Raw genomic sequence first — 13,351 nt, 5'->3', positions numbered from 1 at the left:
GATAACACACCATCGTTCAAAAAGATCACATACCGCCGTTCAGTTATATCACACACCATTGTTCAGCTAGATCATAAACTGACCGACATACAGTTAGATCTCGAACCGACATTCAATTGAAGGAGTTCAACTGAAGGTGTTTAACTGATATGTACGATATCGTTGCTTTCCGCTTGAAACAATAAGCAATTTTTTGGCGATGAGAGAACGAAGCACAACTCTTGTGCGGTTCTCCGATAGCAATAGATGCAAGGATAATTCTCTTGCTTCAATTGGGCGCAGCAGCCGTCGAGCGAGTCTTAAAGTTTCGGCTTCAGCCCACGTAAGTTCTGAACTCATATCGATCGACAGAAACTTTCCAACATAGGACAGCACCAAATTTTTGCAAACTTCTGGATCATCGCGAATAGTCAAATATGCAATTGGAAGAAAGGACCAATTGTCAAGCGTTAGCAAAGCTTGCTTCATGCATAGATCCTTGAAACGATTTGTTTCAATATCTCTGGCGTGGCTTCCATAATCCTGAATTTCGATACAACCCTTGGCACCACCAGGCATATATGCAAGATCAAGATAACGATATTTGTTATTTAAATCCCGGACTTCATATTCCGAATGAAGATCTTTGAGATTTCCGATGACAGGGTACCATATCTTCTTTAGGAATGTTATCGTCCCGTAACTCAAGCCTTTACTTAATAATTCACGTCTTCTTGGATTTTTTTCCTCGGCAATTTGTGCACTTAACCAGTTCTCATAAGCTTCATCAAAAGATAAGTTCATCTTATCACCATCCTTTTTTGTTTTATCAAAGAAAAAACCGCTTCAATACGAATATGCATATATGCATCGTATCAAAGCGGTTTATTCTTCAAACCGTTAAATTGTATCTAATGTATCATGTCTAACCCGTTTCGACAAGACTACCAAGAAAATTTTGGGTGTATATTCCAGAGGGGAAATGATTATAGAGGACTTGTTCTTGTAATTCGCCGGTGAACGCTCCTGTCCAAAAGAAGGCAGAGCTGTTTATCCTTGTCGTGCTTGATTTTTTTACCTACGTGAAACAACAGGTTCTATGAATGTTAGAACTACCGCGATTTCGTTCTATTTATTACGATAATGGAAGAAAGGCGGGATCGTGATGAGTCATCATTTTGCACAAGGAACTAAGCTGGAGCGAGCAAGCATGCATTTATTTTCAAAGCTGTTTGCTTCCTGTACGACTTTGCTGGTGTTTGGAATAATGACAGTGGGCTGGAATCTGTATGAACTGTCTAAGTTGATCGCTAACAAAGGTGTGCTCTTTTTGTTTTTTCCTTACGCCATAGGCTTTTCTTTGCTGGCAGATTGGCTTGCCTCGCGCGCTGGATTCGGTCGAATCTTTTTGCTCTTCTTATTTTATATTGCAGGCGGTTATTTACCGTTTATTGTTATAGCGATTTGGAATGGCAGCTTTTTCTTCTCCATTATATATGTCTTTTTTGCTGGAACGATCGGTATGCTATGCGCTATTGCTCATCTTGGAATGAGCAATTGGGTGATGCGCTTAAAATTGTTCGGCATTGCGGCCGCTATATGCCTGGCGGTATTGACAACCGTCTTGCTTCTGGGCGACTTTTCAATAAAGAAGGGCGTTGTGGAGAATTATACGGATACTTCCTATAGTGTGAGATTTGACTATTTTTATGGCGAGCATAAAGTGCCTGTCGACTTGCAGGAAGGTACAATTATGCATTATGAGATTTTTTGGGAGGAGACCAATCATGGCGGTTACGGTCACTATATGCTTGATCCTAAAGGACATAAAATAGGCAGGATGGCTAGCCCCAGTTCAGAAATGCTTTCATTTGAAGTATCAGAATCAGGGCGTTATTATTTCGTCATTACTGGAGAGGAATTTGCAGGGAAAATCGGTGTGGAATGGCGTATTGAAGCAGCAACAGAGTAGCACTGAGCAGCACTGTGAAATGACCCTCCAATTGTTTGTGTTTTGTAATTTATTGGGTAATTTACTTGAAACTAGTGGTTGGTCAAAAGTAATCACGTATCTCATTGGAGATATCCGCTTTGTTCCTATATAATAGAAAAGGGTTTGAAACATTTTGTAAAATATTGACGTCAATAAGTGTAGGTTTTTGCTAGGACCGTAGTTTCAAGCTTCCAGAAATTATAATTATAGGCGTGGGGTGTGGAATTGAAGAAGTTAATTTTTTTGATGCTACTATTGTTTGTATGGGGCTGCAGCTCGGAATCCGAGCCTGAAAAGGGGAACGATGATCCGAAGCCGACGGCTTCAGAGCAGGTTACCGGTCCGGGAAAAAAGGAGCCAAAGGAGCTTGCTGCTGACAAGGATGCACATATTGTTATTATCGGTTCTGAAATAGAAGGCATGTATTTAGCAAGAGCGGCAAAGGACGAAGGACTTAATGTGCTTGTGCTAGATCCGCGTGAGCATCCGGGCGGACAGGTCATCCAAGGGCAAATGCTGTTTTTGGACGAGCCTACCGATGATGCGCAAAAAACACTCACACAGGGCCGTGTCAAGCAATTGTTTGACCGATTCAAAAAGGGTGAAATTCGTACTTTAGAGCAATTTACCGCTTATTATAATGATTTGATAGACGGAATTCCAATCGAGTCCGGTATTGAAATTACAGATGTGAAGAAGGAAAACGATGAAGCGACTGGCCGCACAAAAATAAGCGAGCTGACTTATAAGACAGCTGGCGGCGAAACAAAAACGGTAGCTGCAAACTATTTTGTAGAAAATACAGATTTCACTGCCCTTACCCATTTGCTTAGCGATAAGCGTATTCCAGGGGTAGAGACGATCTTTAATCAATCCGAGCCGGATTATATGGCTTCTTCTATTATGATGAAGTTTAAAGGGGTAGACTGGGATAAGTTTCATAAGGAAGTCAATAAGCTGAGTCAAGCGGAACGGGATGAGAAGTATGGCTCTACTACGAATGTAACAAATACGTTTACATGGGGCTTTGGTAATGTAGGAGGCAGCTACACAGCAACGCGGGACGATATATTTTTACGTGGCTTGAATATTTTGAATCAGCTTAATGGCGAAACGTTAATTAACGCCTTGCTTATCTATGATGTAGTACCTACTGACGCTGCAAGAGTTGCGGAAGCGGTTGAGCTTGGCAAAAAGGAAACGGATCTCGTGCTGGAGCATCTGCGCAAAGAGCTTCCTGGCTGGGAAAATGCTGAAGTGAATGGTTACCCGGAATATTTATATATTCGCGATTTTGATCGCTATGAAACCGATTATGTCCTGACAGGCACAGATGTAATGGGAGCTGAGATGTTCTGGGATAATGTGAGCATCGGTGGATACCCGCTCGATAATCAGGGGACGAAGACAAGTGTTTGGGGAATCAGTCTGGGCAACCCGGACAAATATGGTATGCCGCTTCGTTCCTTTATTCTAAAAGATTATGCTAACGTAATTGTAGCAGGCAAGAACGTAGGTGCTTCCGCTGCTGCATATGGCAGTGCGCGCATTCAGCCTAATACTTCGCTTGCTGGAGAGGTTATCGGCATTATTCTCGGACAAATTGAAGGTAAAAAACAGCTGACTCAGCTTGATGAGGCAGATATGAAGGAGCTTCATGCTTATTTGAAAAAGCAATATAATATAGTAGTAAGCGGTGTGAAAGGCAAAAATAAAATTGCTGATTACACAGAAGAAGAGAGAGCACAGCTTAATAGCGGCAAAAAAGTTGAAAAGAAATAACGATTCCTTTTAAAATTTCACGGAAATGAAGCGCCCTTTGGACAAGTGTACGTAAACGCTTGTTCAAAGGGCGTTTATATGCTTACAATAGAGCATAGAACTCAAAAAAGTATCATTGGTTGGGCAGCAGGGAGGAACAACAATGAAGGCGGTTTTAGTAGGACTGGGCAGATTCGGGCTTGGATGGTATAAGCGATTGCTGGAGCGCGGCATGCTGGCTGCGGTAGTGGATAGCAATCCAGAGATGATGGACAAAATGGCGGCTGACGACATTCCTTTTTACCATACGCTGGAGGAAGCGCTGGAGCGGGTAAATGTTGATTTTATCGTCAATGTAACACCGCCGCATATACATATGGCTATTAACAGGATTGCGTTTGAGCGCGGCATTGCAGTGCTGTGCGAAAAACCGATCGCTAATGATTTTGAAGAAGCGGTCGAATCCGTTAAGCTTGCGGAGCACTATAATGTGCCTTTTATGATTGCAGAGAACTATAGATTTGCTCCAAATATTAGAACGCTTAAGAAGCTGATCGAAGAAGGAGCTATTGGTCAGATTTCTGAAATCGATATTCGCTTTCACCGCTACCACCCGCTTAAGAGAGCTTATCCGACTCATTTGCTGAAGGACATCGGTATACATCATCTGGATATGCTGCGTTATTTGACAGGAAGGGAAAGTATTAGCGTACAAGCGTATTTGCACAAGCCGATCGGCAGCTGGGAAGAGGAGGGCGCTATTCTAAGCGCTTCGCTAGCTATAGAGCTTGAGGGCGGTATCGCTGCCAGCTATACTGGTACTATCGCTTCGCATGCTCCGGCTACTAATTGGCCGGGCAATTGGCGCATAGATGGTACGAAAGGCTCGCTGGAATGCATACAGGATCGCCTCTATTTGACGGTGAATGGCGAAACGTCATTGATTGAACCGTTAAGCGGTGAGCAATGTCCTGATTGCTTGCAGGAATTTTTGGATGCATTGGCCGAAAAGCGTGCAGGGGAGACTAATGCGCGTGATTATTTGCGTACCCAGGCTCTGGTGGAATTTGCCGAAAAAGCACATCAGGCGGGCAGAAGGATCGCGATAGACTCTATATAGCAGCAAGAAGGCAGCTGCAGTTGGACAGTCTCGATCATACATGGCTGGCCAGGCATAACAATTATAGAAAGAGGGACAGCATGGCTTCATTGCTTTGGAATAGGGAAACGGAAAGCAGCCGTCTTGCAGGAATGGATTGCTTGCATATTGAAGACGATGCCCTGATGAGGCTGCTTCCATATATTGGAAATAAAGGCTACACAAAAATAATTATTGCTGCGGATGCTATTACCTCGGCTTTGGCAGGTAATGTGCTTTTGGAGAAATTGAGCAAGGCGGGAATTGCAGCTTACGAAACGATCATTAAACCGAACAGCTGCGGCGATGTCGTGGCCGATGAAGCATCGGTCATTCAGCTGCTGCTGGATGTGCAGCAGCTGGAAGCAGAGGCTGTCGTCGCTGTCGGAACAGGAACCTTGCATGACATCACCCGATATACAGCATATACAGCGGGCATCCCGTTTATTTCGGTGCCTACCGCACCTACAGTCGATGGTTTTAATTCGAAAGGCGCGCCACTGCTGCTGCGCGGTGACAAAATTACAATTGCTGCAAAAGGCCCATCGGCTATGTTTGTAGATTTAACACTGCTGCAGCAGGCGCCAGCACAGCTTATTGCGGCTGGCTTCGGCGATATGATCGGTAAGTATACCTCATTGCTTGACTGGCATTTTGGGGTGAATGAGCATAACGAGCCGTTTTTGCAATCGACTGCTGATCTGACCATAGAAGCGCTGCAGGCTTGCTTGGAGCGGGTTCAGGATATTGCTGCCGGCACTCGCGACGGTGTCAAAGTATTAATCGAAGCGCTGATTCAGTCCGGCGTAGCGATGCTGCAATTTGGACAGTCGCATTCAGCATCGGGCTCGGAGCATCATTTGTCGCATTATTGGGAGATGGAGTATATACGGATCAACCGGCGTCAGCTGCTGCATGGGGCAAAGGTAGGCGTTGCTTGCGCAGAAATGATCAAGCTCTACAAGCAGCTTGCTGTACAAGATGGAGGACTGGATTTTGTGCGCGACCCTCATACGCTGCGCAAGCTTATTGAGCAGCTGCCCGATGAGGATGAGATAAGGTCGCTGCTTAAACAGGTAGGCGGACCAGCTTCTGTTGAAGAGCTGGGCATCAGCGATGAACTGCTGCAGCGCAGCCTGCGCGAGGCGCATCATGTCCGGCCGAATCGCTATACGATATTGCGGGCGTATAATGAAGCGAGAGGGCTGGGATAATGATTATTCGATTGCCTGACAAACCACAACCAGTACATAACAAGCAAAAAAAGCGGGCCAAGAGGAGATTTCTCTAAGCTCGCTTTTTATTTGCGCTGCAGCTTCTTAACGCAGCTTAATAAGATTTCGGCTGAGCGGCGATGCCGTACATCAGCATATTAATGGTACGGTCGATTTCCTCATCCTCGTCAAAGGGCTGCTCGGGAATAATAATGATATGCGTAATAATCATGCCTACCAGCACAGTAGAGGCTGTGCGGATAATACGCCATGGCGGCTCTTCTATAAGCTGGCCTTGCTCTTGAAAGTGTTTAATCATTTTTTCAACCCGCTGCAAGACGATCGTAGTCATTGCTTGCTTGATTTGACCAAGCAGCTCAGGCTGAAAAGGGACCTCATGAATTAATATTTTAATCAGCTTGACGTTTTTTCGAGCGAATGCGATACGATCCTTGGCTATTGCCCGGAAGAGATCCTCAACCCGCTGATAGGGCAAATCTAACACTTTGGCAAAATCTCGCATAATAAATGGAGCGACGAGCTTTCCGACGATCGGCCCGGCTATCGATAGAAGAAGATCTTTTTTCGTTTTATAATGACGAAAAATCGTACCTTCCGCAACGCCTGCCCGTTGGGCGATTTCACTCGTCGAGGTCGCCGCAAAGCCTTTTTCTGAAAAAATATCGATAGCAGCTTCAATAATTTTTATTTGCTTAGCTGTTTTTTTGTCTTCATCATCGTCAGCCAGCTTTAACAAATCAGCCAGCCACTTTTCTTCGTGATTCTCCTTGCTTGCCACAGGGCTGTACCTCCTTGCGGTTATGCTGTGCGGCTGCGCGGCAGCCTTATAGCTCTTACCTTACTATATTTTTCTATGCTTGCGCAATGCAGCGATATTAGCTGCGATAAATATTAGTGACAATGCTGCGAGTACAAAGACATTTACAGCAATGGCCTGCCAGCCTTCGCCGCGTATCATGACATCTCTTAGCGCGTCCGCACCATACCGCAGCGGCATTAGATAAGAGAGCCAGCGCAAGCCGGGCAGCATCGTATCCAAATCGAATAAGCCGGAGAAAAACACTTGAGGGACAATGACGATCGGTATGAACTGGATCATTTGCAGCTCTGTTTTTGCAAAAGCCGATAAAAATGTGCCAAGACTGAGTGCGGTTATGGAAAGCAGCAACGTAATTAGCAATACATAGAAGATTGAGCCGACCATCATAAGCCCGAGCACTTGAATGGAAAAGCCTGCGATCAGCATAGCTTGAATGCTCGTAAATATGCCAAAGCCTGCAATATAGCCGACTACGATCTCCCATCTTCTAAGCGGCGTAGCAAGCAGGCGCTCCAGTGTTCCGCTTGTTCGTTCCTTCAAAAAAGAAATGCCGGCTATTAAAAATACGAAAAAAAATGAAAATACACCAATGAGTACCGGTCCGAAATTATCAAAGGAGGTCATTTTCTCAGAGCCGTGCAAATATTCAAAATGCGGCTGCAGCTGCTGCAAACCTGATGCTGGGCCTGCAGGATTAGCAGTCGTTCCGCCACCGGTCTCACCGGTCTGTGAGCTTGGCTGCTGAGCCTGCTGTGAGCTTTGCGGCATGCCCGCAGGAGCAAGATGCTGCATATTTTGCTGCACAGCTACCTGCATCGTTTGCTGCAGCAATAGCATAACGGCTTTGCTCTTGGCAGGATCGCTGCCCTCCAGGCGGACGATAAGCTCTTCGCCCCGCAGCGTAATGATAGCATCAAGCTCTTGTTTGCCAAGAGCCTTGGAGGCGGCATCTTCGCTATCATACTGCATAATCGAAATATCGGCAGCTTCAAGCTGCTTCACCAAATGCTCAGGTGCTTGCCATACGCCGAGCGTCGGCTTATAAGTATCTCCGTTAAAAACAAGATACATTAGTGTTATGACGAGCAGCGGAGCAGCGATAAGCAAGGCAAGCGTACGTTTATCGCGTACAAACTGGCGTATAATCCGAATAATGAGCGCTTTAATTCTCATGCGGTCTCACCCCCGTATACTAAAAATGCCCCTTCAAGCGTTTGGGAGTTTGTTTCAGCCTTCAGCTCAGCCGGCGTGCCGATTGCGATCAGCTGTCCCGCTCGGATCATGCCCAGACGATCGCAGCGCTCTGCCTCATCCATAACATGGGTTGTTACAATGATGGTCGTGCCTTGCCGGCTAATTTCCTCCAGCTCTTGCCAAATCGATTGTCGCAGAACAGGATCAATACCTACGGTCGGCTCATCAAGAATAAGCGTCGGTGGCTCGTGAATTAATGCGATTGCCAGTGAAAGTCTGCGCTTCATCCCGCCGGAATAGTTCGCAACGAGCTTATTCGTCGCATCCTGCAAGCCGACCAGCTCCATAACGCTCTTGATTCGCTCCTGCAGCGCCTTGCCCTTCAATCCATATAAAGCTCCAAAAAACTGCAAGTTTTCCTTCGCTGTCAATTCATTATAGAGCGCATCAGCTTGCGCCATATAACCGATGCTGCCAAGCATCGCTAAACTAGGCATTTGCGTATTCATTACCGTAACGCTGCCTTCGGAAGGAATATCAATTCCGGCAATCAGCTTGATCAATGTTGTTTTACCTGAGCCTGATGGCCCTAAGAGACCGAAAATTTCTCCTTGTGAGATCGTAAGCTCAATATGGTCCAGTACCGTGGCAGAAGCGTATTTTCGGCTGACCTGCTCTACACGAATCCAGTCAGATTGGTTTAAGGACATGAATTTCACTCCTTTATAGGTAGTCCATGAGGATAAAAAATAAAAGTGAGTAATCACTCATTTATTTTACGATTTCAGTGTACTTCTTGCTCAAGCTTGTTGTCAAGGATCATATTTTTATTTATCATGCAACATTATGGAATGTAACTCGTTAAATTGATAAGAGAAGCCCCGAGATGTTAGCCCCAAAAATAGCACGGCTGATTTTAGCAGTATAGAATTACCCATATGCAATATTTGGCTATTATATTAGAATAGAAAGGAACGTCATGTCATTTATCCAAGTGTGATAACTGGCTGACGCTCCTTTCTTATTATTGGGTTAACTATAGTTTCTGGTTGATTTAATCAAGTCATCAGTCAAGGAGATAGCAAATGGGAAAATTAATATTTGTCGTTGGCGGTGCTGGAGCGGGTAAGACGACTATAGCTAAGGGGCTGGCGAGCAAAAGGAAGCTGGCTTTTTTTGATATGGACACGCTGTTAAGGCCTGCAGCAGTCGCTATTATGACGCTTCAGGGGCTTGATCCGAATGATCGTGATTCTCCGGAATATAAGCGATTATGCCGGGATTTAGGTTATCGTATAACGATGGATGCTGCCTTGGAAAATGTAAGTATTGGGATAGATGCTGTCGTTATAGGACCTTTTACCAAAGAAACCGAGGATGCCAAGTGGTTGGAGAAAGAGCTGCAGATGGCAGGGATGACGCAAGATCAGGTAGAGGTAAAGGTGGTTGTCGTTCATCTTTCCGACGAAGAAACGTATCGGTCGCGATTCATAGCAAGGAGCTCTGAATTGGATAAGTGGAAGCTGGATAATTGGAAGAGCTTTAAAGCGAGCTTGAAGCGAAGAGAAATGGCTTGGCCATTGAAAGAGGGTTCTATTTTATATTTTGATAATTCTCTTGCACTTTCGGATGATCGGCTTGCAATGCTGGAGCAGTTTGTTTTCGGAGCAAAAACCTAACTCTGATGATGATGCTCTGTATGCCAATTATTCTAATGAGTCTGTACTTCATTTTTCGTAATTGGCATACAGCAGCGGTTAATCCTTAATTCGTTAAGTCAGTTAGGCTTGCTAGAAGGTAAGAGTTTTTCTAGAAGTTGAAATTATCCGGGTCAGCGCCGAAGCGTTTATTTTGGTTAAGGGCGGAAATTTGTGCCATTTCCTCATCCGTTAAAGAAAAATCAAAGATTTCAGCATTTTCCTTCATTCGGGAAGGCGTAACCGTTTTTGGAATGACTACAACGCCGTTTTGCAAGTCCCAGCGCAGCACGATCTGTGCGGCTGATTTGCCGTATTTGGCTCCGATTTCCGTTAGGACTGGCAGATCCAGATTGCCTTGCATAAGCGGGCTCCATGCGGTCAGCTGTATTTGGTTTTCTTTGCAGAAAGCATGAAGCGGCTCTTGCGTTAATAGCGGATGACATTCTACTTGGTTAATCATCGGCTTAATCTCGCAGGTTTCCATTAAATCCTGCAAATGATGAATTTGGAAGTTGCTTACGCCGATCGCGCGTACATGCCCTTCTTTATAAAGCTTTTCCATAGCGCGCCATGTATCCTTGTACTTGTCTTTGACAGGCCAGTGGATAAGCAATAGGTCAACGACCTCCAGGCCAAGCTTCTTGCGGCTTTCTTCGAATGCGGCCAGCGTCGTGTCATAGCCTTGGACGGCGTTCCATATTTTCGTAGTTACAAATATTTCCTTGCGTGGAACGGAAGTAGCGGCAAGCGCTGCGCCAACGCCCTCCTCGTTATTATAAACAGCTGCAGTATCAATGCTGCGATAGCCAGTTTCCAGCGCAGCCAGAACGGCCGCCTCTGCTTGTCCTTCCTCTGTAACTTTCCAAACCCCAAGTCCCAGCCAAGGCATGCTTACTCCGTTATGCAATGTAGTGCTGCTAGTAAAAGGTTGTGACATCGTTAGTCCTCCTTAAAATTTACAATATAAATGTTTTATAGAGATGCTTCTAAAATGGCACGCACATCCTGCTTGCCAAGGCGTTTGAAGGAGCCGAAGTCGCCATAACGAACCGCTTCCTCTGCCATGCGATCAAGCTGATCGTCACCAATTTTAAAGTCAGCTAATCTGGATTCTGCCCCAATGCGTGAAAAGAAGCTGCGTGTCGCTTCAATGCCCGCCAGTGCTATTTCCTCATCCGACATGCCTTCGCCATTAATGCCCCATACTCTAGTTGCATACTGTACAAAACGATCAATGCGCTCTTTGTAAACATATTTCATCCAATTCGGGAAAATAACAGCCAGACCTGCGCCATGAGGAATATCATAGATTGCGCTGACCTCATGCTCGATATTATGCGAAGCCCAGTCATTTTCCATACCTGCGCTAATAAGTCCGCCGTTAAGCGCTAACGTTCCGCACCACATCAAATTAGCTCTTGCAGCGGCATCCTCTGGTTTATCAATTGCGATTACAACATTTTCGATAACGGTTTGCAAAATGGATTCACAAAGTCGCTCTTGCAGCGGTGTATTTGTAGTTTTGCTGAAGTATTGCTCAAAGACATGAGACATAATATCAATCGAGCCATATACAGTCTGATTGCGTGGAACCGTATAAGTCAGTGTTGGATCTAAAATTGAAAAGACAGGGTATAAATGCGGGCTGCCGCAAGCTCTTTTTAAATTTTGCTCCCAGTGGGAAATAACGGTGGAGCCGTTCATCTCGGAGCCGGTAGCCGCAAGTGTTAGGATAGTTCCGATTGGCAAAGCCTTTTGAACGACTGCTTTATTCGTATAGAAATCCCATACATCGCCATCGTACAAGGTTCCGGCTGCAATTGCTTTTGCTGCGTCAATAACACTGCCGCCGCCTACAGCGACAATAAGATCAACATTATGCTCTCTGCATAGCTCTATTCCGGCATTTACGCTAGTAAGACGTGGATTCGGCTCTATTCCGGACAGTTCGATTACTTTCAAGCCTTGCTGTGTAAGCTTATCGATCGAGCGGTCATATAAACCTGAGCGTTTAATGCTTCCTCCGCCATAGACAAGCAGCACAGTACTGCCATATTTCGCAGCTAGCTCGCCAATTTGATCCGCTTTGCCTTCGCCAAATACAATACGTGTAGGGTTGTAAAATTGAAAGCTATTCATAGTCCAAGCCTCCTTAGTTAATTAGTTACTTTAAAAGTTAACTAATTATCTTTTTAGTTATGTAGACGAGCTTTATTCTATTTAAAATAGTTGAAAGTGTCAAGTGCCATCACAATTAGATTGAAAGGTTAACTTCTAAGTTATATAATTGGTTCAGCATGCAGGAGTGAAGGCGGGGGAATTACAATCAATATTGAAGTTAATAGTCATAATATGCACATTTTAGAGTGCTTCTCATCCCATACACGTGTACGGATTATTGAGCTGCTTGGCGAGCAGCCGATGAATATTAAAAGCTTGTCGGAGGAACTGGATATCAAATCGCCAATCGTTACGAGGCATATACAAAAGCTGGAAGAAGCCGGCATTGTACGAAGCGAAAATGTAGCAGGCAAACGCGGTATGCAAAAAGTATGCTATTTGCAATTGTCGCGAGCCACACTGCTGTTTCAAGGCGGGGAGAACAGACAGGAGCAAGCGCATCATAAAGAACTGGAACAAGGAAATCGCTATGATATTTCTATACCGGTAGGCAATTATTCTGCCTTTGAAGTGAAGCCGACCTGTGGTCTGGCCTCCGAGACACAAATGATCGGCATGTGCGACGATCCAAGATATTTTGCTGATCCGCAGCATGTGCAGGCGCGCGTCATTTGGTTTGGTTCAGGCTATGTCGAATATCGCATTCCGAACTATATGATTTACAATGAACAGCCGGATTCATTGGAGTTTTCAATGGAGATTTGCTCGGAAACGCCTTGTGCGGTCAGTCATTTGCCGTCGGATATAACGTTTTCTATTAACGATGTGGAAGTAGCGGTATGGACATATCCTGGTGATTTTGGCAGTACGAGAGGTATTTACACTCCGCAATGGTGGTACAAAAATATTCAGCATGGATTAATGAAGATGATTCGCGTTACGCGCCAAGGCTCGTTCATCGATGGGATTAAAGCGTCAGATGTTACGATAGATAAACTGAAGCTGGCCTATGACAAGGAAATTTTGCTGCGCATTTCTTGCAGCTCGACAGCTAAAAATTGCGGTGGCGTTACTTTGTTTGGAAAAGGCTTTGGCAACTACAATCAGGATATTGAGGTAACGCTGCGATGTAAGTAGCTGCAATAGAAATTTGCGTCCCTAGCAAGTTCAATGAATATAGAAGTTTAATGGAATACGTAAACAAACCGCGATTATAGGTGTCTTTTGTTCCCAATAAGGCCGTCTGTCAGGCATTGACTCGTTGTGATTAACTCGAAGCATTGGCTAACCATTGTATATGAAAAAGCATACAGAATAGGCATGTGCCACCTCAAAACGGCTAAATGTATATGAAATTTCATGTACATTACACTGAAATGCCTCAAAAAGCACGATTGTATATGAAAAAGC

At 44.9% G+C, this 13,351-nt stretch carries 12 protein-coding genes; 6 read left to right on the top strand and 6 right to left on the bottom strand.

The window, feature by feature from the left end:
- Positions 1-126: 126 nt before the first annotated feature.
- The gene (locus ACRRU2_RS27800) at positions 127-783 is read right to left on the bottom strand and encodes a transcriptional regulator (protein WP_331701658.1); all 657 of its coding nucleotides are present in this window, start codon (positions 781-783) and stop codon (positions 127-129) included.
- Between the two features lie 361 nt (positions 784-1,144).
- Here ACRRU2_RS27800 and ACRRU2_RS27795 point away from each other — a divergent pair, with 361 nt between their 5' ends.
- From ACRRU2_RS27795 to ACRRU2_RS27780, 4 genes are all read left to right on the top strand, one after another.
- Positions 1,145-1,951, top strand: a complete 807-nt coding sequence (locus ACRRU2_RS27795; protein ID WP_432506639.1) for a hypothetical protein — start codon at positions 1,145-1,147, stop codon at positions 1,949-1,951.
- 246 nt (positions 1,952-2,197) lie between these two features.
- Entirely contained in the window at positions 2,198-3,754 is a 1,557-nt protein-coding gene (locus tag ACRRU2_RS27790; protein ID WP_432506637.1) for an FAD-dependent oxidoreductase, read from the top strand.
- 142 nt (positions 3,755-3,896) lie between these two features.
- Positions 3,897-4,853 (top strand): Gfo/Idh/MocA family protein, encoded by a 957-nt coding sequence (locus tag ACRRU2_RS27785; protein WP_432506635.1) that lies wholly within the window; start codon positions 3,897-3,899, stop codon positions 4,851-4,853.
- 80 nt (positions 4,854-4,933) lie between these two features.
- Positions 4,934-6,085, top strand: a complete 1,152-nt coding sequence (locus tag ACRRU2_RS27780; RefSeq protein WP_432506632.1) for a sn-glycerol-1-phosphate dehydrogenase — start codon at positions 4,934-4,936, stop codon at positions 6,083-6,085.
- A gap of 115 nt (positions 6,086-6,200) precedes the next feature.
- Here the strand turns inward: ACRRU2_RS27780 and ACRRU2_RS27775 are convergent, their stop codons facing one another.
- The 3 genes from ACRRU2_RS27775 to ACRRU2_RS27765 all read right to left on the bottom strand — a co-directional run bounded on the left by ACRRU2_RS27775 (position 6,201) and on the right by ACRRU2_RS27765 (position 8,830).
- Positions 6,201-6,884 carry a TetR/AcrR family transcriptional regulator gene (locus ACRRU2_RS27775; protein ID WP_331701652.1) on the bottom strand — a complete coding sequence of 228 codons (684 nt, stop codon included), beginning with the start codon at positions 6,882-6,884 and terminating at the stop codon, positions 6,201-6,203.
- Between the two features lie 63 nt (positions 6,885-6,947).
- Positions 6,948-8,099 (bottom strand): ABC transporter permease, encoded by a 1,152-nt coding sequence (locus ACRRU2_RS27770; RefSeq protein WP_432506630.1) that lies wholly within the window; start codon positions 8,097-8,099, stop codon positions 6,948-6,950.
- A complete protein-coding gene (locus tag ACRRU2_RS27765) occupies positions 8,096-8,830 on the bottom strand; it encodes an ABC transporter ATP-binding protein (protein ID WP_432506628.1) in 735 nt (244 codons plus the stop codon). The genes ACRRU2_RS27770 and ACRRU2_RS27765 overlap by 4 nt, the downstream gene beginning before the upstream one ends.
- A 375-nt stretch (positions 8,831-9,205) precedes the next feature.
- Between ACRRU2_RS27765 and ACRRU2_RS27760 the strand changes: the two genes are divergently transcribed.
- On the top strand, positions 9,206-9,799 hold the full coding sequence (locus tag ACRRU2_RS27760) for an AAA family ATPase (RefSeq protein ID WP_331701649.1): 594 nt from the start codon (positions 9,206-9,208) through the stop codon (positions 9,797-9,799).
- A 130-nt stretch (positions 9,800-9,929) separates the two neighbouring features.
- On the opposite strand, the gene ACRRU2_RS27755 is transcribed toward ACRRU2_RS27760, so the two are convergent.
- Positions 9,930-10,757: an aldo/keto reductase gene (locus tag ACRRU2_RS27755; protein ID WP_331701648.1), complete on the bottom strand. Its 828-nt coding sequence runs from the start codon at positions 10,755-10,757 to the stop codon at positions 9,930-9,932.
- Positions 10,758-10,792: 35 nt separating this feature from the next.
- On the bottom strand, positions 10,793-11,959 hold the full coding sequence (locus ACRRU2_RS27750; protein WP_331701647.1) for an iron-containing alcohol dehydrogenase: 1,167 nt from the start codon (positions 11,957-11,959) through the stop codon (positions 10,793-10,795).
- Positions 11,960-12,172: 213 nt separating this feature from the next.
- Here ACRRU2_RS27750 and ACRRU2_RS27745 point away from each other — a divergent pair, with 213 nt between their 5' ends.
- Positions 12,173-13,078 carry an ArsR/SmtB family transcription factor gene (locus ACRRU2_RS27745; RefSeq protein ID WP_331701646.1) on the top strand — a complete coding sequence of 302 codons (906 nt, stop codon included), beginning with the start codon at positions 12,173-12,175 and terminating at the stop codon, positions 13,076-13,078.
- Positions 13,079-13,351 lie beyond the last annotated feature (273 nt).

Origin of the sequence: Paenibacillus sp. GXUN7292 (assembly GCF_050864975.1) — a bacterium.
GTDB lineage: Bacteria > Bacillota > Bacilli > Paenibacillales > Paenibacillaceae > Pristimantibacillus.
Note: the sequence above shows the minus strand (reverse complement) of the source record. Positions and strands in the feature narration are given on the sequence as shown.